23 protein-coding genes are annotated in these 24,734 nt (G+C 68.5%); 8 read left to right on the top strand and 15 right to left on the bottom strand.

Annotation, left to right across the window (positions count from 1 at the left end; all coding sequences use genetic code 11):
- Nucleotides 1–20: 20 nt before the first annotated feature.
- The gene (locus AC07U0_RS13415) at nt 21–3,473 is read right to left on the bottom strand and encodes a trifunctional glycoside hydrolase family 18/polysaccharide deacetylase/glycosyltransferase family 2 protein (protein ID WP_494720506.1); all 3,453 of its coding nucleotides are present in this window, start codon (nt 3,471–3,473) and stop codon (nt 21–23) included.
- Between the two features lie 185 nt (nt 3,474–3,658).
- Here AC07U0_RS13415 and AC07U0_RS13410 point away from each other — a divergent pair, with 185 nt between their 5' ends.
- Nucleotides 3,659–3,826 carry a hypothetical protein gene (locus tag AC07U0_RS13410; RefSeq protein WP_494720505.1) on the top strand — a complete coding sequence of 56 codons (168 nt, stop codon included), beginning with the start codon at nt 3,659–3,661 and terminating at the stop codon, nt 3,824–3,826.
- 4 nt (nt 3,827–3,830) lie between these two features.
- On the opposite strand, the gene AC07U0_RS13405 is transcribed toward AC07U0_RS13410, so the two are convergent.
- The 4 genes from AC07U0_RS13405 to uvrA form a co-directional block, all read right to left on the bottom strand.
- Entirely contained in the window at nt 3,831–4,346 is a 516-nt protein-coding gene (locus tag AC07U0_RS13405) for a hypothetical protein (protein ID WP_494720504.1), read from the bottom strand.
- Nucleotides 4,347–4,363: 17 nt separating this feature from the next.
- Entirely contained in the window at nt 4,364–4,822 is a 459-nt protein-coding gene (locus AC07U0_RS13400; RefSeq protein ID WP_494720503.1) for a hypothetical protein, read from the bottom strand.
- Between the two features lie 53 nt (nt 4,823–4,875).
- On the bottom strand, nt 4,876–5,343 hold the full coding sequence (locus AC07U0_RS13395; RefSeq protein ID WP_494720502.1) for a hypothetical protein: 468 nt from the start codon (nt 5,341–5,343) through the stop codon (nt 4,876–4,878).
- A 140-nt stretch (nt 5,344–5,483) separates the two neighbouring features.
- Entirely contained in the window at nt 5,484–8,426 is a 2,943-nt protein-coding gene (gene uvrA / locus AC07U0_RS13390; RefSeq protein WP_494720501.1) for an excinuclease ABC subunit UvrA, read from the bottom strand.
- Nucleotides 8,427–8,603: 177 nt separating this feature from the next.
- Between uvrA and AC07U0_RS13385 the strand changes: the two genes are divergently transcribed.
- On the top strand, nt 8,604–9,440 hold the full coding sequence (locus AC07U0_RS13385) for a hypothetical protein (RefSeq protein ID WP_494720500.1): 837 nt from the start codon (nt 8,604–8,606) through the stop codon (nt 9,438–9,440).
- A gap of 5 nt (nt 9,441–9,445) precedes the next feature.
- Here the strand turns inward: AC07U0_RS13385 and AC07U0_RS13380 are convergent, their stop codons facing one another.
- The gene (locus AC07U0_RS13380; protein ID WP_494720499.1) at nt 9,446–9,886 is read right to left on the bottom strand and encodes a hypothetical protein; all 441 of its coding nucleotides are present in this window, start codon (nt 9,884–9,886) and stop codon (nt 9,446–9,448) included.
- 127 nt (nt 9,887–10,013) lie between these two features.
- Between AC07U0_RS13380 and AC07U0_RS13375 the strand changes: the two genes are divergently transcribed.
- Nucleotides 10,014–10,142: a hypothetical protein gene (locus tag AC07U0_RS13375; RefSeq protein WP_492949460.1), complete on the top strand. Its 129-nt coding sequence runs from the start codon at nt 10,014–10,016 to the stop codon at nt 10,140–10,142.
- Nucleotides 10,132–11,694: an ATP-binding cassette domain-containing protein gene (locus tag AC07U0_RS13370; RefSeq protein WP_494720589.1), complete on the top strand. Its 1,563-nt coding sequence runs from the start codon at nt 10,132–10,134 to the stop codon at nt 11,692–11,694. The genes AC07U0_RS13375 and AC07U0_RS13370 overlap by 11 nt, the downstream gene beginning before the upstream one ends.
- 284 nt (nt 11,695–11,978) lie before the next feature.
- Here AC07U0_RS13370 and AC07U0_RS13365 read toward each other — a convergent pair whose 3' ends face one another.
- The 4 genes from AC07U0_RS13365 to AC07U0_RS13350 form a co-directional block, all read right to left on the bottom strand.
- On the bottom strand, nt 11,979–13,562 hold the full coding sequence (locus AC07U0_RS13365) for an EAL domain-containing protein (RefSeq protein WP_494720498.1): 1,584 nt from the start codon (nt 13,560–13,562) through the stop codon (nt 11,979–11,981).
- Between the two features lie 87 nt (nt 13,563–13,649).
- Complete coding sequence (locus AC07U0_RS13360) at nt 13,650–14,087, bottom strand: flagellar basal-body protein FlbY (protein ID WP_494720497.1); 438 nt, start codon at nt 14,085–14,087, stop codon at nt 13,650–13,652.
- Entirely contained in the window at nt 14,084–14,419 is a 336-nt protein-coding gene (locus tag AC07U0_RS13355) for a rod-binding protein (protein WP_494720496.1), read from the bottom strand. Before AC07U0_RS13355 ends, AC07U0_RS13360 begins: the two co-directional genes overlap by 4 nt.
- 2 nt (nt 14,420–14,421) lie before the next feature.
- Complete coding sequence (locus tag AC07U0_RS13350; RefSeq protein ID WP_494720495.1) at nt 14,422–15,537, bottom strand: flagellar basal body P-ring protein FlgI; 1,116 nt, start codon at nt 15,535–15,537, stop codon at nt 14,422–14,424.
- A 180-nt stretch (nt 15,538–15,717) separates the two neighbouring features.
- On the opposite strand from AC07U0_RS13350, the gene AC07U0_RS13345 reads away from it, so the two are divergent.
- The 3 genes from AC07U0_RS13345 (at nt 15,718) to gltX (ending at nt 18,184) form a co-directional block, all read left to right on the top strand.
- Complete coding sequence (locus AC07U0_RS13345; protein ID WP_494720494.1) at nt 15,718–16,155, top strand: flagellar assembly protein FliX; 438 nt, start codon at nt 15,718–15,720, stop codon at nt 16,153–16,155.
- 201 nt (nt 16,156–16,356) lie between these two features.
- Entirely contained in the window at nt 16,357–16,773 is a 417-nt protein-coding gene (gene dksA / locus AC07U0_RS13340; protein WP_492949177.1) for an RNA polymerase-binding protein DksA, read from the top strand.
- Nucleotides 16,774–16,849: 76 nt separating this feature from the next.
- The gene (gltX, locus tag AC07U0_RS13335) at nt 16,850–18,184 is read left to right on the top strand and encodes a glutamate--tRNA ligase (protein ID WP_494720493.1); all 1,335 of its coding nucleotides are present in this window, start codon (nt 16,850–16,852) and stop codon (nt 18,182–18,184) included.
- Nucleotides 18,185–18,249: 65 nt separating this feature from the next.
- Here the strand turns inward: gltX and AC07U0_RS13330 are convergent, their stop codons facing one another.
- Complete coding sequence (locus tag AC07U0_RS13330) at nt 18,250–18,543, bottom strand: DUF8200 family protein (protein WP_494720492.1); 294 nt, start codon at nt 18,541–18,543, stop codon at nt 18,250–18,252.
- Between the two features lie 126 nt (nt 18,544–18,669).
- Nucleotides 18,670–19,272 carry an LOG family protein gene (locus AC07U0_RS13325; protein WP_494720491.1) on the bottom strand — a complete coding sequence of 201 codons (603 nt, stop codon included), beginning with the start codon at nt 19,270–19,272 and terminating at the stop codon, nt 18,670–18,672.
- A gap of 92 nt (nt 19,273–19,364) precedes the next feature.
- On the opposite strand from AC07U0_RS13325, the gene AC07U0_RS13320 reads away from it, so the two are divergent.
- Entirely contained in the window at nt 19,365–20,126 is a 762-nt protein-coding gene (locus AC07U0_RS13320) for a hypothetical protein (protein WP_494720490.1), read from the top strand.
- A gap of 133 nt (nt 20,127–20,259) precedes the next feature.
- On the opposite strand, the gene AC07U0_RS13315 is transcribed toward AC07U0_RS13320, so the two are convergent.
- From AC07U0_RS13315 to AC07U0_RS13305, 3 genes are all read right to left on the bottom strand, one after another.
- Entirely contained in the window at nt 20,260–21,480 is a 1,221-nt protein-coding gene (locus tag AC07U0_RS13315) for an NAD(P)/FAD-dependent oxidoreductase (RefSeq protein WP_494720489.1), read from the bottom strand.
- A gap of 255 nt (nt 21,481–21,735) precedes the next feature.
- A complete protein-coding gene (locus tag AC07U0_RS13310) occupies nt 21,736–23,025 on the bottom strand; it encodes an acetyl-CoA C-acyltransferase (protein ID WP_494720488.1) in 1,290 nt (429 codons plus the stop codon).
- A gap of 36 nt (nt 23,026–23,061) precedes the next feature.
- Entirely contained in the window at nt 23,062–24,687 is a 1,626-nt protein-coding gene (locus tag AC07U0_RS13305) for a DHA2 family efflux MFS transporter permease subunit (protein ID WP_494720487.1), read from the bottom strand.
- Between the last annotated feature and the right edge of the window lie 47 nt (nt 24,688–24,734).

Raw genomic sequence — 24,734 nt, 5'->3', positions numbered from 1 at the left:
CGGCAAGATGTCCAGCGGTGTCATTTTCCCGCTTCCAGCACCACGTCCCCGGTTCGGCGCAGCTTGCCCCAGGCCTGGCCCAGACCGGTCAGGGCCCGCTCCAGCGCCCGCCAGACGACGACGTACATGATCTGGCGATAGACCAGACGTTGGGTCGGCAGCAGCCACAGATCGCGCCGGCTCTCCCGATCGAAGCCATAGGCGATCCAGCTGGCCGCCAGCTCGAGCACGGTGAAGGCGGCATAGACGGTCAGGGTCAGCCACAGGGTGGTGTCCGGGCTGGCGCTGATGTCGGCGTGCTGGGATGCGGCCCACCAGGACAGCAGGCGGATCAGGAGAGCGATCAGCAGTTGCAGGTCGATCAGGGGCGCCAGCACCTGACCCGCGATCTGGAACAGCCACAGGCTGGGCAGGGCCAGGCCGCCGAACCAGCCGTGCTTGCCGACCGACCGGCGGTGCTTCCACAGGCACTGCAGGGTGCCGAAGCTCCAGCGGAAGCGCTGTTTCAGCAGGCCGCCCAGGGTGTCCGGCGCCTCGGTGAAGGCCAGGGCTTCGGGTTCGTTGGCGATAACCCAGCCGGCCTCGCGCACCCGCCAGGTCAGGTCCATGTCCTCGGCCAGGGTGTCAGAGCGATAACCGCCGACGGAACGCAGCACCTCCGTGCGCCAGCCGCCGATGGCGCCGGGCACCACGGTGACCGCGTTCAGTCGGGCCAGCGCCCGGCGGTCGACGTTCTGGCTGGTGATATACTCCAGCGCCTGCCAGCGGGTGACGATGTTGTGGCGGTTGCCGACCTTGACGTTGCCGGCGACGGCGCCGACGCGGGGATCGGCGAACCAGGCCGCCAGCTTGGACAGGGCGTCCGGCGACAGCTGGGTGTCGGCGTCGACCCCGACCACGATCGGCGCCGTCGCCTCGGCGAGCGCCACGTTCAGGGCCGAGGCCTTGCCGCCGTTGGGCTTGCGCCGCAGCAGGACGCGTGGGTCCTGACCGAAAGCCGCCTTGACCGCATCGAAGGTCCCGTCGGTCGAGCCGTCGTCGATCACCAGCACCCTCACATCGACGTCACGGCTGGTCAGCAGGCTGTCGATGGTCCGGTTGATGACCTCGACCTCATTGTAGGCCGCGACCATGACGTCGAGCTTGGGAAGCGGAGCGCCTTCGACGGTGGGCAGGGGCCGGGCGCGTTTGCCCGACGCCAGCCAGAGCATCAGCACGATCCGCAGTAGCCCCAGACCGATGGCCAGACTGAAGCCCCAGAACAGGATGACGCCCAGCATATGGGTGAAGCCGAAGGCTGCCTGATCCGCCGCGATCAGTGACTGCTCGTCCTTCGGCAGGGCGGGCATGGTCTGGTCCGGCGTCTGGCCCACCAGACCGCCGATGGTGGTCAGGGTGTAGCCCCGCGCCCGCAAGCCATCGATGATGGCGGGCAGGGCGGCCACGGTCGCCGACCGGTCGCCGCCGGCGTCGTGCAGCAGGACGGCGTGGCCCTTGTCGGCCTGTGACAGGACCGAGGCGACGATCTCCTGCGGCGTCAGACGGTGTGTGCCGCCGGGGTTCGCCCGGGTCAGGTCCCAGTCATTGGGGTCGATCGACTCGCCCGCGGTGGAATAGCCGAGGCGCGAGGCCACGGCGATCGGCGCGATTTCGCCGTAGGAGTCGGGCTCGGAGTCGGCGTTGTAGGGCGGACGGAACAGGGTGATCTGGCGGCCGGTGATGCTCTCCAGCGCCCGGTCGGCGGCGGTCAGCTCCAGTTCGACCCGCTCGTCGCCGACGTGGGCCATGTTGGGGTGGGTGAAGGAGTGGTTGCCGATCTCATGGCCCTCGGCCTGGACGCGGCGGACCAGATCGGGGTGACCGACGGCCTCGTCGCCGATCATGAAGAAGGTCGCCTTGACCCCCTTCTGCTTCAGGATGTCGAGGATCTTCGGCGTCCACTCCGGATCGGGACCGTCGTCGAAGGTCAGGGCCAGGACGTGGTCGGGCGCGCCGCGACGGCGGATGGTCCAGGCCGAGGGCCAGGCGCTCCAGCTTTCGTCGGTGATCAGGCCGCTGGCGGGATCGCGCTCCAGCGTCCGCTGTCCGGCCCGGGGCTCGTGGGTGACGGTCAGCAGTTCGCCCTCGCCCGTGAAGGCGATGGCCTGGGCCAGGGTGACGGTGCGCATGGCCGCGTCGGCCTGCGGCGCCGGAACGGCGTGCTTGCCGAACACCTTCCAGCTGGTCGGGTCCTCTTCGCCCAAGGCCCAGAGCGACGCGCCGCGCAGGCCGCGTCCGCGCGCCATGGTCATGGCGTTGGCGACCGAGGCGGCGTCCTGGAACCAGACCTCGTGCATCCGGCCCTGATCGTCGCGGTAGCTGAAGGTGGGTTGCAGGGCGACGGAGTCGAAGTCGATGACGTCGGCGGGAGCGTCCTCGGGCCGATAGCCCTGCGCCGTGGTCAGGGCGGCGGTGTTGGTGATCGAATCGGCCGCCTCGGTCCCGACCTTCCAGTCGTAGCCGTAGACGCCGACGCCGAGGATCAGCTTGCCGGCCGGGACCAGCCGCGTGAACCGGTCCAGCGACCGGTTGACGAAGCCGGCCGAGGAGATGGGGCCGGGGACGCTGGTCTCGCCGTGCTCGTCATAGGCCATGACCGCGGCGTAATCGACGGTCGCGGCCAGGGTCCGGATGTCGGCGTCCGACAGGCTGACCTCCAGCGCGATGGACAGTTCCTTGCCCTGGCTGGCGAGGCGTTGGTGCAGCTGGTTCAGCCACGGGGTGACGCGGCGGATCTGCTCGGGCGTCAGCTGTTCGAAGTCGATCTGCAGGCCCGCGAAGTCATGCTGATCCACGAAGCCGACCAACTGGTTCAGCACGGCATCGGCGTTGGGCCCCTCCAGCATCCGGTCGATGCGGTGCGGGTCGAACAGACCCTCGGTGGCGTTGCCGACGACGGGAACGATGCGCACGCCATTGGCCCGGGCCGCCTGCACCAGGGGCGCGGTGGTCGGGTTCTTCGCGGGGTCATAGTCCTTCGTCAGGACGCTCGTGCCGTCGGGGCTCAGCTCCAGCCAGGTCGGATAGACGTGGGTCAGATCGGCGGCGTGGTGGCGGAAGCTGTCCAGCGCCCCGTCTTCCCAGGGTGCGAACCAGGCCCCGGCGATGGCGCCCTCGGCGGCGACGGGCTTCGCCTTGTTCCTGCGGTCGTCCAGGGCGATGCGGCGCAGCAGGGCGTTCCCCGCATGGCGGCCGCCGTGCTTCACATGGCCTGAGTAGGCCGGGCTGGACACCGCCAGATGGGTCAGGCGCGGCAGGATCACCAGACTGGCGACGAAGCTGGCCAGGACCACGGCCGCCACCGCCGCCACCACGATGGCCGCCCAGCGCAGCCGCCGCGCCCGCCGCCCCGTGGCGTCGAGGAAGATAGGCTTGCCGCCTCCGCCGTGGCCATGACCATGAGAGGGGGGCGAGGCGTTCGGGGCGTCGGTCATGGATATCGGCGATCGGTGCGGGAAGTCGCGTCTGGCGCTGTGATCCTGATCCTTGTCAGAACGGCGCCCGAACCCGGACATTCCTACGGCCACGGTCCGGGCGCGACATGTCTTTGGTAGGAGGCGCGGGCAAGCAACCCTCGCGGGTGGTCAGCGTTGGTCAGCAGTAGCTTCGGAGAGCACTCATGCAGACCTTCATCGTCGGACTGGGCGTCCTGATCCTGATCGGGGTCCTGTTCAGCATGGCCTTCAATCCGGGACGGATGGGCCCCACCCGCTTCACCGACGCGGACGCCGATGGCGAACCCGATGAGACCCCCGCCGAGAAGCAGCGCGGGCTGGAGGGTCAGTAGAGGGTCAGCCGCAGAAGGCGAAGAAGCGCTCGATAACGGGCGCCGAAGCCGGGTGCGGGACATAGGTCTCGCGGTGCGAGCCCTGCCACTGGGCCAGCCAGCCAACGCGGCGGAAGCGCTGGAAGACCGGGGTCGAGGTCGCGGCGTCGGCGGTCAGGAAGTCGCCGTCGGCCAGCTCGGAGGCCTCGCCCTCGGCGCGGAACCGTTCGGTCTCGCCGCCCGACTCCAGATGGATCTCGCGGGTCCCGTGCGGTGCGTTGGTGGTGATCTCCAGCCGGCCCGCGCCCTTCTGGCAGGTCAGGCCCAGCCGCAGGTCGTCGGAGGTCTCGACGCCGTACACCAGCTTCGCCTCGCCCGCGTCCGGATGGTAGAACCAGTCCAGCCCGGCGACCGGCTGCGGTGATCCGCTGGAGACGCCCGAGACCGGCGCTGCGTCGCGGGTGGTCGAACAGGCGGCGGCCAGGGCGGCGAGGCTGGCGACGATCAGCAGTCTGACGGCTTTGGGCTTGGCAGGGGTCACGCGGTGGTCCTTGAGGGTCATCCGCTGCAAAGGTCCGCGAAGCGGCGCAGCTTGGCAAGATGGGCGGCTTCGATGTCGACGTCCTGATGCTGATCGCCGACGGCGACGGACAGGTCCCCCGAGGCCACGAACTGGCCGAAGACCGGGTGATCGGTGCGCAGGGCGAGGCTGAGCTTGCCGCCGCGTCCCGCCTGGGCCTCGGTCTGGGCCTGACCCGAGCCGCCCTGCGAGGTGACCGTGGCGATGCCTGCGGTCAGCGGGCCGCCATAGACAGAGACGCGGGCGACGCCGGAGCCCGGCGTGCACTCCAGTGTGGCCTTGAGCTGCGGCGTGTCCGGAACCTCATTGGCCAGCACCACGGGACCCTCGCCCTCATAGAGGGTCCAGGTCCAGGCGGCGGCCTGTGCGGGCGGGCCTGACAAAAGGGCGAACGCCAGATGCGTCGCCGCCGTCAGGGCGGTCAGGGTGGTGGTCATGGCTCAGCCCCCGCTGATGTCGTGAACCCTGGAAGGATCAGGCTTGCAGATGATCAGGCCCGGGCCTGATCGCAATAGGACAGAAAGCCCGAGACGACCCGGCGTTCCGCCTCGCTGGCGTGGATGCGGGTCGGGCCGGCCTCGCCGACGACGGGCATGACGCCGTTGCGGGCCAGGCTCTGCAGGGCCGGGTCGGAGAGCGGCACCCGGGCCTCATCCTCCATCGAGCCCAGCGAGGCCTGGGCCAGACGCGGGGATGCGGGCAGCACGTCGCCATAGACCGCAGCCGAACGGTCGCCGGGCGCGCAGGTGACCATCAGGGCCAGCTGGTCGGAGTTCTCGACGCCATAGGCCAGCTTGGCCATCGGGCCCTCATAGCTGAGGTGCCAGCCCATGACCGGTTGAGCCATGGCGGCGACCGCCGCGGGCTCGGCGGCGTCGTGCGACCAGTCCTGGGTCTTGGCGGCAAAGGCGACCAGACCGAGGGCGGCGACAGCAGGGACAAGGACCTTGAACATCATGAGGCTCGCATTCGAAGAACCAACGCGAGAGCTACGCGGCGGTTCACGGTCGAGCTTCGCAGGCGTTAACGATTGTTCGTCCTGTGATGAATTTAACGCGCGTTCGGCGAACTCCGGCCGGGCGAACCCGGCCGGACGGATCAGGCGGTCTTGCGGACCTTGGCGGGCTTGGCCTTGGCGGTGGCTTCGGCGGTCAGGGCCGCGACGCGGGCCTTGCGGCGGGTCTCGTGGCGGTCGAGGACCTCCTTGAGGTACTTGCCGGTCCAGCTGCGCTCGTTGCGGGCGACCTCCTCGGGCGTGCCCACTGCGACAATCTCGCCGCCGCCGTCACCGCCTTCGGGACCGAAGTCCAGCAGGTAGTCGGCGACCTTGATGACATCCAGGTTGTGCTCGATGACCACGATGGTGTTGCCGTTATCGACCAGCTCCTGAAGCACCTCCAGCAGCTTGCGGGTGTCCTCGAAATGCAGGCCGGTGGTGGGTTCGTCGAGGATGTAGAGGGTCTTGCCGGTGGCCCGCTTGCTGAGCTCCTTCGACAGCTTGACCCGCTGGGCCTCGCCGCCCGAGAGGGTCGTCGCCGACTGGCCGACCTTGACGTAGTCGAGACCGACGCGGCTCAGGGTCAGCATCTTGTCGCGGATCGGCGGCACGGCCTTGAAGAACTGGCCGGCCTCTTCGACCGTCATGTCGAGCACGTCCGAGATGGACTTGCCCTTGAAGACGATTTCCAGCGTCTCGCGGTTGTAGCGCTTGCCCTTGCAGACGTCGCAGGTGACGTAGACGTCCGGCAGGAAGTGCATCTCGATCTTGATCAGGCCGTCGCCCTGACAGGCCTCGCAGCGCCCGCCCTTGACGTTGAAGCTGAACCGGCCGGGGCCATAGCCGCGCGCCTTGGACTCCGGCAGGCCAGCGTACCAGTCGCGGATCGGACCGAATGCGCCGGTGTAGGTCGCCGGGTTCGAGCGCGGGGTGCGGCCGATCGGCGACTGGTCGATGTCGATGACCTTGTCGAAATTCTCCAGCCCCTCGATCCGGTCGAAGGGGGCTGGGGCGTCCGAGGCCTGATGCAGGCGGCGCGCGGCCGCCTTGTACAGGGTCTCGATGGTGAAGGTCGACTTGCCGCCGCCCGACACGCCCGTCACGCAGGTGAACAGGCCGACGGGGATCTCGCCGGTCACGGCCTTCAGATTGTTGCCGGTCGCGCCCGAGATCTTGAGCATCTTCTTGCGGTTGACCGGACGGCGGCCCTCGGGCGGCAGTTCAATCTCGCGCTCGCCGGTCAGGTATTTGCCGGTCAGGGACTTCGGATTGGCCATGACCTCGGCGGGCGTGCCCTCGGCGCAGATCTCGCCGCCGTGGACGCCGGCGGCCGGACCCATGTCGATGACATAGTCGGCGGTCATGATCGCCTCCTCGTCATGCTCGACGACGAGGACGGAGTTGCCGAGGTCGCGCAGACCCATCAGGCTTTCCAGCAGCCGGGTGTTGTCGCGCTGGTGCAGGCCGATGGACGGTTCGTCGAGGACATAGAGGACGCCGGTCAGGCCCGAACCGATCTGGCTGGCCAGACGGATGCGCTGGCTCTCGCCGCCGGACAGGGTGCCCGAGGCGCGTGACAGCGACAGATAGTCGAGGCCGACGTTGTTCAGGAACCGCAGCCGGTCGCCGATCTCCTTCAGGATGCGACGGCCGATCTCCATCTGCTTCTCGGTCAGGGCCTCGGGCAGGGCCTGGGCCCAGTCGTAGGCCTTCTTGATCGACAGGGTGGAGATGTCGGCGATGTCCGCGCCGTCGATCTTGACCGCGAGGGCCTCGGGCTTGAGCCGCTTGCCGTGGCAGGCGTCGCAGGGCGTCTCGGACTGGAACCGGCCCAGCTCCTCGCGGACCCAGGCGCTGTCGGTCTCGCGCCAGCGGCGTTCGAGGTTGGGCAGCACCCCCTCGAAGGTCTTCACCGTCTCATACTTCCGGGCGTTGTCGTCATAGACGAACTTGATCTTGTCGCCGCCCGAGCCCTGCAGGATCACGCCCTGGGCCTTGGCCGGCAGTTCGCGCCAGGGCCTGTCCATCGAGAAGCCGTAGTGGAGCGCCAGGGCCTGCAGGGTCTGGGTGTAGAGGGGCGAGGGGCCGCGCGACCAGGGGGCGACGGCGCCGGCGTGCAAGGTCTTGTCGCGGTCCGGCACCACCAGATCGGCGTCGAAGGCCAGTTTGACGCCCAGACCGTCGCAGACCGGACAGGCGCCGAAGGGGTTGTTGAACGAGAACAGCCGGGGCTCGATCTCGCTGATCGTGAAGCCCGAGACGGGGCAGGCGAACTTCTCGGAGAAGGTGATACGGCGGGGCTCCTGACCCTCTTCCGTATTGGCCCATTCGGCGACCGCGATGCCGTCGGCGAGGCCGAGCGCGGTCTGGATCGAGTCGGCATAACGGCCCTCGAGGCCCGCCTTGGTGACGATCCGGTCCACGACGATGTCGATGTCGTGCTTGAACTTCTTGTCGAGCGTCGGAGCGTCCTCGATGGCGTAGAACTGGCCGTCGATCTTGAGGCGCTGGTAGCCCGAGCGTTGCCACTCGGCGATCTCCTTCTTGTACTCGCCCTTGCGGCCGCGCGCGACGGGGGCCAGCAGCAGCAGGCGCTCGCCGTCCGGCAGGGCGGTCAGCTTGTCGACCATCTGGCTGACGGTCTGGCTTTCGATCGGCAGGCCGGTCGCGGGCGAATAGGGCACGCCGACGCGCGCCCAGAGCAGGCGCATATAGTCATGGATCTCGGTCACCGTGCCGACGGTCGAGCGCGGATTTTTGGACGTCGTTTTCTGCTCGATGGAAATGGCCGGCGACAGGCCCTCGATCAGGTCGACGTCCGGCTTGCCCATCAACTCCAGGAACTGGCGGGCGTAGGCGCTCAGGCTCTCGACATAGCGGCGTTGACCCTCGGCATAGATGGTGTCGAAGGCGAGCGAGGATTTGCCCGAGCCCGACAGGCCGGTCATCACGACCAGCTTCTCGCGCGGGATGTCGACATCCACGCCCTTGAGATTGTGCTCGCGGGCGCCACGCACGCGGATGAAGTTGTGCTTTTCGGTCATGTGTCCGGGGAAACGCGGGAGGGCCGGACGGGGTCCGGTGCAGCAGAACTATATGGGGACTGATCCGGGGGTTTCAGCAAGAACAATGTAGGAACAGTCGGGATGCTGACAAGGCTCGTCCCGAGATTGTGTCCGCGGGGCCGGTGTGGTTGTGTGGCGAGGTACCGGGGGATACTCATGAAACTGTTTCGCGCGGCCGTGCTGCTGGCTGGCCTGATGATCGTTGCGGCGTGCGCGCCGATCACGATCAAGGGCGATCCGGCGCGGGAGGCGCAGGCCGACCGGATCCTGACGCTGACGATCGCCGGGCAGACGGACGCCGTCTTCGCAGACATGGCCCCGGGTCTGGACAGGGCGACCATGGCCGCCCCGTTCGCCGCGGTCAGGGCGAAGCTTCCGAAGACGCCGCCGCCTGCGGGCAAGACCCTCGGTTTCACCCGGGGCGTCGGCACAGGCGGAGACCAGTATTTCCTCACGCGGCAGTATGATTTCCCCACCGCCGTCGTCGTTACCCAGACCCAGATGGCAAAGGCTCCCGACGGACGTTGGGTCGTGGTCAACTTCAACGTCAACAGCGCGACGCCAGCGGAGCTGAAGGCCAATGGCTTCACCCTGTCGGGCAAGACGCCGGTTCACTACATGATGCTGGCGGCCATGATCGCGGTGACCGGCTTCATCGTCGTCACCGTCGGTTTCGCCCTGTATCGCCGCCGCTGGGGCTGGGCGATCTTCAGCCTGTTCGGCGTCGTGGCCTTCCAGCTCAACTGGGGAACCGGAGCATGGGGCGTCCAACTCATCCAGTTCTACCTTCTGGGGTCAGCCGTCGTCCGGGCGGCCTCGCCGTTCGCGCCCTGGATCTTCTCGGTGGCCTTCCCGCTGGGCGCGGTCCTGTTCTGGGCCTTGCGCAAGAACACGGCCAAGCCCCCCAAGGCGCCGAAGAAGGGCAAGGCGGCGAGCGAGCCTTTCGTCTCGACTCCCGACGACTTCAGCCCCGTCGCGCCCGCTGATCACTGAGCGAGCTATCCGGCCGACAGGAACGTCCCCACGTTCAGGGTGATGGTGCAGTGGTAGTCGCCGGCGCCGTCGGTCGAGCAGTCGTCGAGGCCGTAGGGGTTGCGGACGATCTTCTGGGTGTAGCGCCAGGTGCGGCCCTCGGCGACGACCTCGGAGCCGCCGCCGGTCGAGGCCCAGGCGGCGAGGCCGTCGTAGAAGGCCCGGGCCGGGGCCCCGGCGCAGGTGAAGCGCAGCAGGTCGACGCCCGGCTCCTTCTCATAGGTCCCGGCGGCGGCCGAGGCGGCGAGGCAGTCGGCATAGAACTTCGCCTGGGGCGGGGCCGGTTCGCCGGGCGTGCGGATGACCGTGGGCGGGCCCGAAGGCGCATCGTCTTCGCCGCCGATGGTGATGCAGCCGCTCGTGGTCAGGGCAATGGCGAGGCAGGCGATCAGGGGCGTCAGGCGCATGGCGAAGTCTCCTTACGGTCCAGCCTGTCACAGAGCCGTGTTCGCCGCCAGCCGGGCGCCGCACTTGCGTAACGGCCCCGGACGCGCCATCCTTCCTGTCTGAGTTCGTTCAGGAGGCCTGACTGTCATGATCATCGCACTGGAAATCGGCACCGCCCTTTCCCTCGTCGCCATGATCGCGGTCTATGTCTCGAACCTCCCCAAGCCCAAGCGCGTCCCCGTCCGGGTACGCAACCGCGGACCGCATCAGCGCTGATACGCCTGACGGCCGCCGTCTCTTCGACAATCTGAGCCTCGCCTTCGGGCGCGAGCGCACCGGTCTGGTGGGCCGCAACGGCGTGGGCAAGTCCACCCTTCTGCGCATCCTCGCGGGCGAGCAGCCGCCGTCCGGCGGGACGCTGGCGCGCGCCGGCACGATCGGAATGCTGGACCAGAGGCATGAGCCGGGACCCGACGAGCGCGTGGCGCAGACGCTGGGCGTTGGCGCGGCCGTGGCCGTGCTGGAGCGGGTGCTGGCCGGGGAGGGGACCGAGGCGGACCTCGCCGAGGCCGACTGGACCCTGACCGAGCGGATCGAGGATGCGCTGGATCAGGTTGGATTGGCCGGGATGGCGCTGGACCGGCTGTCCTCGGGTCTGAGCGGCGGGGAGCTGACGCGGCTGAGGCTGGCGGGGCTGCTGATCGCCGCGCCGGACCTGCTGCTGCTCGATGAGCCGACCAACCATCTGGACGCCGGCGCCCGGCGGATCGTCGCCGAGGTGCTGGGCCGCTGGAAGGGTGGGGCGGTGGTGGTCAGCCACGACCGCGACCTGCTGCGCCGCATGGACCGGATCGTCGAACTGTCGAGCCTGGGCGGGGCGGTCTATGGCGGCAACTACGACCTCTATGCCGAGCGGAAGGCGGCCGAGCGGGCGGCGGCGGCGCGGGACCTGGCCTCGGCCGAACGCGATGTCGACCGCGCCGCGCGTGAGGGCCGTATGGCGGCGGAGAAGAAGGCGCGGCGCGATCGGGCGGGGCGAGCCTATGCCGCCAGCGGCTCGGCGCCGAAGATCGTCCTGGGCATGATGGCCGAGCGGGCCGAGGTGTCGGGCGCGCGAGAGAGCGGGCTGGCCGAACGCCGGGCCGAGGCGGCGGAGGCGGCGCTGGGCGAGGCCCAGGCGCGGGTCGAGCGGGTGCGCGAACTGTCGATACCCCTGCCGCCGACCGGGCTGGCGGCGGGCCGGACGGTGCTGACGATGAGCGCGGCGGCGTGGGATGCGCCGGACGGGAGATGGATCGTCGGACCGGTGGACCTGAGCCTGATCGGGCCTCGGCGGGTGGCGATCACGGGTCCGAACGGGGCGGGCAAGACGACCCTGCTGAAGCTGGCAGCGGGCTTGCTGGAACCGACGGCGGGCACGGTCGAGCGCCCTGTCCGCGCCGCCCTGCTGGATCAGGAGACCAGCCTGCTGCGGTCGGACGAGACGGTGGTCGAGGCCTTCCAGAGGCTCAATCCCGGGGCGACGCCGAACGCGGCGCGGGCGGCCCTGGCGCGCTTCCTGTTCCGCAACACGGCAGGCGACCGCGTGATCGGGACCCTGTCAGGCGGCGAGCGGCTGAGGGCGGGACTGGCCTGCGTGATGGGCGGCGCGCACCCCAGTCAACTGTTGATTCTGGATGAGCCGACCAACCATCTGGACCTCGACGCGGTGGCAGCGGTGGAGGCGGCGCTGGCGGCCTGGGACGGCGCCCTGCTGGTGGTCAGCCACGACCCGGCCTTCCTGGAGGCGATCGGGGTGGAGGAAACGGTGCGGCTGGAGGCCCGCTAGAGAGCGGAAAAAACATTTGCACGCGAGTGCAAAATCGAAAGTACAATATCAGGTTTCGAGCGCATTAGACTGATATGAATAGGCTTTCTATATCCGGAAATCCGCAGCACGCTTTGCGCTCATGTGCATCGGCGTGCAAGGCGGCATCCGGCGGCGGCGATGTCAAAGACCCGAGCGGGCAGTCTACACCCGCATGGGATGGCGCCGGACCGAATGTCGGCGGGAGCCGTCAGGGCCTTGAAGAGGCGGGGGTTCGTGCGACGACTTCTGCGAGGTCGAAGCGGTCAGCCCCAGCTGGCGACGGCGCCCTTGCGGCGGACAGGGGCCGAGGAGGTCTGGAGGATGGTGCGCGGCTCGGCCTCGGCCTTGCCGTAGAGCCAGCCCTGGGCGTAGTCGACGCCCAGACCGCGCAGCATGTCGGCGGAGGCTTCGGTCTCGACGAACTCGGCGATGGTGGTCAGGTTCAGCGAGCCGCACAGCTCCACCAGGTGGGCGACGACGGTGCGCGTCTTCAGGTCGCTCGCCATCCCCTGGATGAATTTGCCGTCGATCTTGACCGTGTCGACCGACAGGCCGTGGATGTATTCGAGCGAGGCGGCGCCGGCGCCGAAATCGTCGATGCACAGTTTGATGCCGGCGTCGCGCAGGGCGCCGAGGCGACGGTTGGCGGCGGCGACGTCGGCCAGGGCGGCGGACTCGGTGATCTCGACGATCAGGCGGCGACGCTCGTCCGGCGCGGCCGCGGTCATCTTGAGCAGGGCCTCGACATAGGCGTCGGTGGCCAGGGAGGCGCCCGAGACGTTGATGGCGATCTTGAGCAGGCCCGAGCCCGGCTTGCGCAGTCGCTGCAGCGCCTTTTCGGCGACGGCCAGGTCGAAGCCCTCGATCAGGGCCAGCTCCTCGGCCATGCGGATGGTGTTGGCCGGGCTGACGTCGCCGCTGAAGCGCGACAGGGCCTCGAAATGGTGCACGGCGCCGGTCTTCAGATCGACGATGGGCTGGTAGTGCAGGTTGAAGGTCCGCGCCTTGACCACGTTCCGGAAGCCCTCGGCCTCCTGCATGGTGCGGGCCATGGCGGTGTTGAAGGCGGCGTCGGGATTGTCCAGACCGCCCTCGGCCAGACAGCCTTCGACGGTGAAGCGCAGGGCGCGCAGGGCGTTGACCGGCGGGCAGTTCGGCATGGCCGTTGTGGCGCCCGAGATCGACAGGTTCAGGCCCTCGTTGCGGACCACCTCCTGGACCTCGCCGATCAGATCGCGCTTGTCATCCTTGTCGCGCAGCAGGGCGTAGCGTTCGGGCGTCAGACGGGCCGCCGAGGCGCCGTCGATCGAGGCGGACTGAAGGGTGGCCTCGACGCGGGCGGTGGCGCGCTCGATGTCCTCGCCGATCGCGGCCAGACCGCCGATGTCGATGAAGGAGATCGAGAAGGGACCGGCGTCCGGCGCGTTCAGGGCGTTGCGCGCGCTGTCGAGGAAGCCGGCGGAATCGAGGATCGGCGGGCATTCGTCGGGCACGGTGGAGAAGACGGGACCGTCATAGCTGATCGAGCACGAGATCGCGGGCGCCAGCTCCGGAAGCATGAAGGCGCGGAGGGTGGCGCGGCGGACCTTGCCCTCGCCACAGGTCATCAGCAGGGGCACCGCACTGGTGCGGGCGCCGGGCTGCAGGGCCGTCAGGGCCTTGGTCAGAAGCTTGCCGCCGCCGGGCGCCAGCCGATCGGCCAGGAGCTGGTTCTGAAACACTTCCGGGCCATGGCCGGCCGCCGGGCCAACGCCCAGGACCATGCCGACGCGGCCGTCCGGCATCAGCTCGACCAGCAGGTCGGCCGAGGCGAACGCGAATCCCAGAAGGCGCTTGCGGATTTCCATGACCAAACCCTAGCCGACGAGGCCTTAAAGCTTCGCCGCATTGGCAGGGTTAACGGGAGGAAAACCGCCGGTCTTTGATCGGTTTGATCAGGCGCTGCGGTTCAGGGTGATGGCGCGGCCGTCCCCGGCGGTGGCCCGGCCTGAGGCGCCGTAACCGGTGCCCATGGCGCGCGAGGCCGCGACCTCTCCGGCGATGGTCTGGACCAGGCCTTCGGAGATGATCCGGGCGGCCTCGACCGCGACCGAATGTTTGGCGAGCACTGTGTTGAAGCGCTCGGTCGCCTTGACCAGACGCATCCGCTCGCTGGACGGAGCGGCGGCGAGAATGGCCGGGTTGGCCTTCACCTGGGCCGACTCGCGGCGGTACTGGTTGGCCAGTTCCTGGGTGATCGGCAGGCTCTCGACGACGTCCTGGGGCCGGCGCTCGGTGAAGGCGCGGGTCTCGCTCTCCAGCCGTTCGGTCAGGGTCTCGGTCAGTTCGGTCAGGTGGCGCGCGGCGGCGGTCGCGGTGTGGGCGTCGGTCATTGCCGGGCCTCCTGCATCTTGATCATTTCGGACATGACGGTGCCGCTGAGGCCGATGCCGCCGGCCTTGACCGTCTGTTTGGCCATGGCGTCGATCATGAAGCTGCGCCAGGTGCCCTCGGCCTCGCCGCCGCCGAAGGGGCCGTCGGTCGACAGGCCCTCGAACATGGGCTTGAGCATTTCCGACAGGAAGGAGGCCTCGAAGTCCTCGGCGGTCTTCTTGATCTGGGCGCGGCGGGCGTCGCTGATGGTCGAGCCGGTCCCGGCGGTCGGCGCCGTGGGGGCCGGGGTCAGGAAGCCCGTGGGGGCGGAGACGGCGGAAAGGTCGCTCATGCTCACATGACCTCGATTTCGGCCTGGAGGGCGCCGGCCGACTTGATGGCCTGGAGGATGGAGATCATGTCGCGCGGCGAGACGCCCAGGGCGTTCAGGCCGTTGACCAAAGTCGAGAGCGAGGTCGAGCCGTTGACGATGCGCATCTCGCGGCCGAGCTCTTCTTCCACATTGACGGTGGAGGAGGGGACGACGGCGGTCTGGCCCTGGCTGAAGGGCGCGGGCTGGCTGACCTGGGGGTTCTCCTGCACCGAGATGGTCAGGTTGCCCTGGGCGATGGCCACGGTGGAGACGCGAACCGCCTCGCCCATGACGATGACGCCGTTGACCTCGTCGATGATGACCTTGGCCGGGGCGTCGACCGCGACGGGGATGTTCTCGACCCGGCTGATGAAGCCCGCCATGCCCAGCTGGGCCGGCGCGCGCAGGGCGACGACCGAGCCGTTCTCGGCCAAGGCCGATTGCGGGAAGGACTGGTTGATGGCGGCGGCGATGCGCTGGGCCGTGGTGAAGTCCGGATTGCGCAGGGTCAGGCGAACCTCGGGCATGGAGTCCAGGTTGAAGCCGGTCTCACGCTCGACCGTGGCGCCCGAGGCGATGCGGCCGGCGGTCGGGACGCCGCGCGTCACCGAGGAGCCCGAGGCGCCGCCGCCCGAGACCGATCCGGTCTGAACCGAGCCTTGCGCCACCGCATAGACCTCGCCGTCCGCGCCCTGGAGACTGGTGACCAGCAGGGTGCCGCCCAGCAGGCTCTTGGCGTCGCACATGCTGGAGACGGCCACGTCGATGCGCGAACCGGGGGTGGAGAAGGGCGGCAGCTCGGCCGTCACCATGATGGCGGCCATGTTCTTGGAGTTGGCGTTGGCGCCGCGGATGTTGACGCCGAGGCGCTCGGTCATCCCTTCCAGCGACTGGCGGGTGAAGGGGCAGTTGCGAAGGCTGTCGCCCGTGCCGTTCAGGCCGACGACCAGGCCGTAGCCGACCAGCTGGTTGGAGCGGACGCCCTCGATCGAGGCGATATCCTTGATGCGCGACTGGGCGTCAGCCGCGGTCGCGACCGTCAGCGCGGCCAGTCCGACGAGGACCGGGGCGAAGAGGGCGGCAAGACGTTTCGACATCGAGGGTAATCCTGACTGTGACCCGAAACGGAATGCGAGGATCGTGCCGAATTGAAAGTTCAATGTTTTCAATGATCGAACGCTGAAGCTTGCCGTTCAGGGCGGCAGATTCTGCCCGCCCGTTAACCAAACAGTCACCGTGATCCGGCGAGGATCGGCCATGTTCCGGAGCGTTTGCCCATGAAGGTCACCGGCCCCTCAGGTCCGACATCGACGTCGAGCGCCCGCTCCACCAAGGCCGCGGGCGGCTTCAGCCTGGGTCAGACGGGGGGCTCGGCGCCCGCTGCGGCGACCGCCTCGGCCTCCAGCGCGAGCGGCGTCGCGGGGCTGTCCGCCCTGATGGCCCTGCAGGGGGTCGAGAGCGCGACCGAGCGCCGGCGCCGGTCGATTCGGCGCGGACGCGGCCTGCTGGACCGGCTCGACGAGCTCAAAATGGCGATGCTGGGCGGTGAAAACGACGCCGAAGCCCTGGAGCGTTTGACCCGCTCCCTGCGCGAGGAACGGCCCGAAGATACCCCTGAGGGGCAAAACGACGGCCTCAGTGGTCTGCTGGACCAGATTGATCTGCGCGCGGCGGTTGAACTGGCCAAGGCCGAAGTTCGCCGCAACGCACCATAAACCACCGAATCCTTGAACTTTTCCCCTGTCCGCTGAGCGGTGTGATGACAAAATGTCACGCTGCTCACGTCGAGCGGGTTTTCCCTGATCACGGACGCGCGAACCGCGTTGCTCCGACTCTCGCCGACGCCTAAAGGCAGTCTGCGCCACAGGGGGGCGTTTTAGTTGAAGAGCGTGAGTGCGATGAACGCAGTTGCGTCCATGACTGCAGCAGAGCCGGTCGCGTACCGGCCCTCAGACGACGAACCGTTCATGAACGAACGGCAGCTGGCCTATTTCAAACACAAGCTGATGGCGTGGCGGGATGACATCCTGCGCGAGTCCAAGGGCACGGTCATCAATCTGAAGGCCGAGACCGAGAACCATCCGGATCTGGTGGATCGGGCGTCGTCCGAATCCGACCGGGCGCTGGAGCTTCGGACCCGCGATCGCCAGCGCAAGCTGATCTCCAAGATCGAGGACGCCCTGCGTCGGATCGAGGACGGCTCGTACGGCTATTGCGAGGATACCGGCGAACCGATCGGCCTGGGCCGACTGGAAGCCCGCCCGACGGCGACCCTGTCGGTCGAGGCCCAGGAACGCCACGAACGCCGCGAACGCGTCCACCGCGACGACTGAATCCGGGCTCAGCGCCTTGACTTGAGGGGACGACGGGGCGACCTACGCGCCTCCCGTTTCAAGGTCGCCTGAACTCATGTCCGTCAAGGTCCGTTTCGCTCCGTCGCCCACCGGCAAGCTGCACGTCGGCAATGTCCGCACGGCTCTGGTCAACTGGATGTTCGCGAAAGGGCAGGGCGGTTCGTTCGTGCTGCGTATCGACGACACCGATCTGGCGCGCTCGACGGCGGAGTTCGAACAGGGGATCGAGGACGACCTGACCTGGCTGGGTCTGGTCTGGGACGAGCGCTACAACCAGTCCAAGCGCTTCGACCGCTACGAGGAGGCCGCCGCGCGGCTGAAGGCCTCGGGCCGCCTCTATCCGGCCTATGAGACCGGCGAAGAGCTGGATCGCCGCCGCAAGGTGCAGCTGGCCCGTGGCTTGCCGCCGATCTATGACCGCGCGGCCCTGAGCCTGACCGACGAAGAGAAGGCCGCTTTCGAGGCCGAGGGCCGCAAGCCGCACTGGCGCTTCAAGCTGGACGGCAAGCGTGTCGCCTGGGAAGACCTGGCGCGCGGCCACGCCGAGGTCGATACGGCCTCGATGTCGGACCCGGTGCTGATCCGCGAGGACGGCCTGTTCCTCTACACCCTGCCGTCGGTCGTCGACGATATCGACATGGGCATCACCCACATCATCCGGGGCGAGGACCACGTCACGAACACGGGCGCCCAGATCGAGATCTTCGAGGCGCTCGGCGCGACCGTGCCCGGCTTCGCCCACATGCCGCTGCTGGTCGGCGAGGACGGTTCGGCCCTGTCCAAGCGTCTGGGCTCGCTGTCGATCTCGGAGATGCGCGACCTGGGCTATGAGCCGATCGCCATCACCAGCCATCTGGGCCGGATCGGCACCTCGGACCCGCTGGAAGTCGGCGCTTCGGTGGACGCCTTGGGCGAAAGCTTCGCCTTCACCAAGACGGGTCGCTCGCCGGCGCGCTATGACACCGCCGATCTGGACCGTCTGAACGCCCAGGCCTTGCACGCCATGGACTATGCGACGGCGCAGCCGCGTCTGGCGGCGCTGGGCGTCGATCTGGGCGAGGCCTTCTGGGCTGTGGTCCGTCCGAACCTGCAGAAGTTCGCCGATGTGGTCGAGCTGGCCAGGATCGTCCAAGGCCCGGTGACGCCGGTGGTCGAGGACGCGGCCTTCGCCGAAGCGGCGCTGGAGCTGCTGCCCGAAACCATCGACGAGACCGCCTGGTCGGCCTGGACCACGGCGATCAAGGACAAGACCGGCGCCAAGGGCAAGGCCCTGTTCATGCCGCTGCGCCTGATCCTGACCGGCCAGCCGCATGGGCCGGACATGGCGACCATGGTTCCGCTGATCGGCCGCGAGCGGATGGTTCAGCGCCTCAGGGGCGAGGCCGCCTGAAAAGAAGAAACCGCCTGAAGCCGGGCTTCAGGCGGTTCCTGGATCGTCAGATTGTCTGAACCCGCTCAGGCGGCGTTGCAGGTCGCCAGCTGTTCAGCGTTGAGGGCGACGCCCTTGTACGAGAAGGCGCTGACCTGACCGACGCGGGCCACGACGCGGCGGCAGGCGCGCGAGGCGGGCTGGTTGGCGCCGCCGGTGGCGGTGCACGAGGCGCCGTCGCAGCGCCACGAGGCGCCGTCGATGATCAGGGTCGCGGCCGGGGCCTTGGCGGCGTCGGCGAGGGTCAGGCTGGTGGCCGGGGTGTCGGCGAGGGCAGGAGCGGCGGCGAACAGGGCGGCCGCGAGCACGAGAGCGCGCATGGGATGTCTCCGAAGAACGGGTCGGAGCGTCAGGAAATGCGCTCCTGAGACGCCAATGTCAGTTTCATTAGAAAACTGTCAAGGGCGAAACAGTGGCGCGATGCACTTTTTATGATCGGTGATCAGTTATCTCTGATCATGTTGCACGACGGGCGCATCGCCCCGAACCATCATCTCCACCGCCTCTTCGACACTGTCGGCGACGCTGTAGGCCTGGAGGAAGGAGGGGGGGCTGAAGCCGCGGGCCACGCTGTCTTCCAGCACGGCGAGCAGGGGAGCCCAGAAGCCGTCGATGTTCAGGAAGATGATCGGCTTGTGATGCAGGTCCAGCCGCTTCCACGACAGCAGCTCGATGACCTCTTCCAGGGTGCCGACGCCGCCGGGGGCGACGACGAAGGCGTCCGACTGGTCATACATCAGCGTCTTGCGCTCGTGCATGGAGGTGACGACGATAGTCTCCACATCGTCGAACAGCCGTTCGCGGCTGCGCAGGAAGGCCGGCATGATGCCGACGACGCGGCCGCCTGCGTCATGCGCCGCCTTGGCCGAGGCGCCCATCAGGCCCACGCCGCCGCCACCATAGACCAGCCGCCAGCCAGCATGGGCCGTCGCCGCGCCGAAGGCCGTCGCGGCCTCGATATAGGCGGGATCGTTGCCGGGGGCCGAGCCGCAGAACAGGCAGACGGACTTGCCGTCGAAGGGGGCGATGGCGGTGGCGGGCAGGGACATGAATCCTCGAACGAAAAGCGGACAATCGGGCCAAGACAATCAGGCTGGGCCGGGCTATCTGGGCCGACAGTCCTACAGACACGGCGAGCAGGATGAAACGGCGTATCTTCGTCATCGGCATGACAGCTCTCGCTACTCTCGGCGGAGCCGCGGCTTGTTCGCCCGCGCCGGAAGGCCGCGCGCCCGAGGCGCAGGCGGGCTCCGGCTGGGTGACGCCGCCGCGCATCGAAGCCGTCGAACGCACTGCTTCGGGTCTGACGGTGCGCGGTCGGGCGGCGCCGCAGGGGAGGGTCGTGCTGCGCGCCGCAGGAGGCACGGCCTATGCGGTCGGCGCCGACGCCAACGGCCTGTTCGACCTTCAGGTGCGCTCGCCGGCCAACGACACCCTGTTCATGGTCGAGACCCAGGACGGTCAGGACGCCTCGCCGGCGCCCTATCAGATGCTGGTGTCGCGCGACCCGGCGGGTCCCACGGCCCTGCTGAGTCCCGGCGCACCGACCAAACGGCTGGACCGGGCGGGACCGCTGGACGTGGTCGACAGTGACGGCCATGCCCTGCTGGCCTCGGGCCGGGCGGCGCCGGGCTCGAGCGTCGCGGTCTCGGTCGCCGGGCGTGAGCCGGTGCAGGCCCATGTCGGGCCGGACGGCCGCTGGAGTCAGGTGCTGACCAACGAAGGCGCGGGGGCGACGGACATTGTCGTCGCCGGGCGGCGTTACGCCTATCCGGGGCCGGTGCTTGGGAGCGGCGGCGGCGGCGGCGGCGGTCTGGCGATGGTCTCCAATCCGCAGGGCTGGTCCGTGTCCTGGCCGGTGCAGCCGCGCTCGCGTCAGGGCAGCTGGTTCCCTGCCGGCTGACCGCGTTTACCTCTCGTTAAGCAAAACGGCCGATGGAGGAATCGTCTTCTTTTTGGGGACACCACCATCACCGAACTTCTTCAGCCCGGCGCCCGCGTCGGGCTTTTTTCTTGTCCGGGGCCGGGCACGCCGATCAGGCCGCGACCTCTTTCATCGAGATGGCGGGGTCGGCGAGCTTGTCGGAATCGACAGGCGTGGCGCGGCCGATCAGCAGACGGCCGGCCATGAACTCGGGCGGGGCGTTGACGGCCTCGACACAGACGACCTTGTCGCCCGCCAGGTGGAAGACGGCGAACCGGCCTTCGGCGATGTCGCCGCGCAGGATCTGGCGGTCCGCGTCGAAGGGCAGGCCGGCGATCTGGAGCTTGATTTCGTACTGGTCGGACCAGAACCACGGGACCTCGGGCGCGGGGGCCGGGCGGCCGGTGATGGCGCTGGCCGCCTGTTTGGCCTGCTCAAGGGCGTTAGGCACGCTCTCCAGCCGCATGACGCGGCCGCCCATGACCGGGATCGGCCGGTGGGTCATGTCGCCGAGGGCGAAGATGGACGGATCGGAGGTGCGGGCGGCCTCGTCGACGACCACCCCGTTGTCGCAGGTCAGGCCGGCGGTGCGGGCCAGGGCGTCGCAAGCGAGGGCGCCGACGCCGACCAGAATGACATCGGCGGCGATCAGCTCGCCGTCGGCGAGGCGGACGCCGCCGTCTTCGAAGCCGGAGACCTCGGCGCCGGCGCGGATCTCGACACCGTGCGCGCGGTGGTGATCGGTGAAGAAGGTCGAGAGGGTCTCTGACGCCACCCGCTGCAGCACGCGGTCCATCCGCTCCAGCACCACGACCCCGGCGCCCAGTTTGCGGGCCGAGGCGGCGGCCTCCAGTCCGACATAGCCGCCGCCGACCACGGCCATCCGCTTGCCGGGGCCCAGAGCGCCCTTCAGCCGTTCGGCGTCCTCAAGCGTGCGCAGTTCGATCAGTTCGGGGCGGTCGGCGCCGGGGATCGGCAGTTTGCGGGCCACCGAGCCGGTGGCGAGGATCAGGATGTCGTAGGGCTCGATCGAGCCGCCTTCGAAGGTGACGGTCTTCGACGCCGGGTCGATGGCGGTCGCGGTGATGCCGGTGCGCAGGTCGATCTTCTGCTCGGCGTAGAAGCTTTCGGGGCGCAGCAAGAGGGCGTCGAGGTCGGCCTCGCCCTTCAACCAGGCCTTCGACAGGGGCGGGCGCTGGTACGGCGGGGCGGTTTCCGTCCCGGCGAGGACGATTTTACCCGCAAAGCCGTACTGGCGCAGCAGGGCCGCCGCGGAGCCGCCCGCATGGCCCGCGCCGATGATCAGGACCTGGGTATCGTCAGAAATTTCCACGTGGAAACAGAGCCTTGTCGTAAGCGGCTGCGGGGTGTCCGCCCTATGTAAGGCGGTTCGCGGTCGGGCGCCACGGTCGCCCCTGTTTGTAACTTTAGGACACTGAGTGTTTCAAAACCGCATGTCGCACTTGCGAAATTGTGCGTCGCAACATAGATTGCTCTTCGACGCTTCGGCGTCATGCCCTTTCCTGGGCGTTTCCTCCCAAATAAACTTTTTATGGCCGCGTCCTCGGACGCGGCCTTTTTTTCGTGCCTAGGCGGCTTCGAGAAGCGCCATGGTGCCTTGGCCGCCGTCGGCGCAGATGCTGACGATGGCGCGCGTGCCCGAGGGGCGGCTCGCCAGTTCTTTCACCGCTTGGCTGAGGATGCGGGCGCCGGTCGCACCGAAGGGGTGGCCCAGCGCCGTCGAGCCGCCATTGGGATTGACCCGGTCCGTCGGGAAGGCGCCGAGGTCGGCGGTGACGCCCGCCTTGTCGCGCAGGAAGTCGCGGTCCTGCCAGGCCTTGATGTGGAACAGCAGCTGGGCGGCGAAGGCCTCGTGGATCTCCCACAGATCGATGTCCGCATAGGTCAGGCCGTTGCGGACCAGCATGCGCGGCACGCCATAGGCCGGGGCCATCAGCAGGCCTTCGTGCTTCAGGTCGATGGAGGTGACCTCATAGTCGATCAGCTTCACCCGCGGCGTCTCGGCGGGCAGGCGCTTCAGCCCCTCGTCGGAGGCGACCCAGATGGCGGCGGCGCCGTCGGTCAGGGGCGAGGAGTTGCCGGCCGTCAGGGTGCCCTGACCGCTGGTCTTGTCGAAGGCGGGCTTGAGCTTGGCCAACCGCTCCATCGAGGTGTCGGGACGGGGCAGGTTGTCCTTTTTGAACTCGCCGACCGGGATGACCAGGTCGTCGAAGAAGCCCCGGTTCCAGGCGGCGACGGCGGTCTGGTGACTGGCGAGGGCCACGCGGTCCTGATCCTCGCGGCCGATCTTCCAGTCCTTGGCGGTGATCTCGGTGTGCTCGCCCATGCTCATGCCGGTGGTGCGGTTGACGACCTTGGGGATGAACAGGGAGAGGGGCTTGAGGGCGGACAGCAGGCCGATGCGCTGGCCGAGGGTCTTCGCCTGCAGGAATTTCCGCAGGCCGTCGGAGAGGCCCTGGCTGAGGCCGATCTGGACCCGGCTCATGGCCTCGACCCCGCCGACGAGGGCGAGGTCGCGGCCGCGGCCGTCGATCATCCCCGCCGCCTCGAACACCCCGACCATGGAGGTCGAACAGGCCATGACGGTCGAGAAGGCCGGGATGGTCGGGTCGAGCCCGGCGTCGAGCAGGACCTCGCGGGCGATATTGCTCCACGTCAGGTTGGGAATGACCGTGCCCCAGACGGCGAAGTCGGGCTTGGCGCCGTTCAGCTTGGCGACCATCGCCTGCGCGACAGGAACCGACAGGGCGATGGCGTCATAGGTCGAGAGTGGTCCGTCGACCTTGGCGAAGGGCGTTCGCACCCCTGCCGCCAGCCAGACCGGAGCCTTTGAAGAGGTCTTGGGAGTGCGGGCCATCACACGTCTCTCATTCGGGGGAGGAGAAGCTTCACCTTAGTGCTCATTGGCGACCGGCGCCGCGTTTTTCGGCGGGCGGCAGAAGGGCACCATGATCAGGGCGAACAGGAAGATCCAGGCCATCAGGCGGAAGACGTCGTTGAAGGCCAGCGTCAGCGACTGACGCGCCACCACCTTGGCCAGCTCGCCTTGCGCCATCAGCAGGGCCTGGGCGCTGTCCGACGTCGCGCGGCCAATCTGGGCGGCAAGGCCTGTGACCAGTTCGGCGGCGTGGCTGTGCGGCTGGCCCATGGCCTCGCCGAAGCGCTGGACGTGCAGGCGGGCGTTGTCGCCGAGCCAGGTGTTGACCATGGCGATGCCCACGGCGCCGCCGAGATTGCGCATCAGGTTGAACAGGCCCGAGGCATAGCGCAGGTCCGGGCCCACGAAGCCGGCCAGGGCGAACTGCACGCTCGGCACGATGCACAGCATGATCGAGAAGCCGCGCAGGACCTGGGGCCAGAAGAAGCTGGCGAAGCCCCAGTCGGGCGTCAGGTGCGAGGTCAGGAACAGGGAAAAGGCGAAAAGGCTCAGACCCACGCCGATGATGATCCTCTGGTCCACGCTCTGCGACGCGCGAGCGGCGACGATGACGCTGAACAGCTGGGCGCAGCCGGTGACCACGACCGTCGTGCCGATCTCCAGCGAGTTGTAGCCCCGCACCCGGCCGAGGAAGACCGGGATCAGATAGGTGGAGGCGTAGATGCCGAAGCCGATGGTCAGGTTGAAGACGCAGGCGAAGACGAAGGTCGGCTTTCTGAACGGCGTCAGCCGCACGATCGGCCCGCCGGAGTTGAAGGACCGCTCGAGGAACAGGACGAAGGCCACGAACGACGCCCAGGCGGCGATGGCGATCCAGGGATCCTGGAACCAGTCGTTCTTCGGACCCTCCTCGAGGACGTACTCCAGTCCGCCGAGGAAAACGGCCATGGCGGCGAGGTGGGAATAATCGATCCGCTTCAGCATGGCGAAGTTCGGCAGGTCGACCTTGATCAGGCGCAGGGCGAAGACGGTGACAAGGGCGCCCGGCACGATGTTGACGTAGAAGATCCAGCGCCAGCCGGCGGCGTCGGTGATCCAGCCGCCGACGGTGGGGCCGAGCGTCGGCGCCAGGACCGAGACCATGCCGAGGATGGCCGGGATCATGGCGCGCTGCTTGCCCTCAAACATGGCGAAGCCCGTGGCGAAGACGGTCGGCACCATGGCCCCGCCGACGAAGCCCTGGATGACCCGGAAGACGATCATCGACTCGATGTCCCAGGCCATACCGCACAGGGCGCTGGAGACGGTGAACAGGCCCGCCGACAGGGCGAACAGATAGCGGGTCGACAGCGACTGGGCGAGGAAGGCCGCGAAGGGGATCATGATCAACTCGGCGATCAGATAGCCGGTCTGGATCCAGCTGATCTCGTCTGGCCCCGCCGACAGGCCCGCCTGCACGTCGTTCAGCGAGGCCGCGACGATCTGGATGTCGATCAGGGCCATGAACTGGCCGAACGCCATGACCCCGAAGATCAGGAACTTCACCGGCGTCGGCAGGGCCAGCGGGTTTGGCGGCGCGGGCGCAGGCTTTGCCTCTGGGCGGGTCGGAGAGGGCAGGCTGTCGGCGGTGGCGTCGGTCATCGAAGAAGGTCCTGTCGGCACGACCCCTTGCGGAAGCGCCGGCCTTT

Source organism: Brevundimonas sp. GW821-FHT02A10 (assembly GCF_059422025.1).
This window is presented reverse-complemented; position numbering and strand designations above follow the sequence as displayed.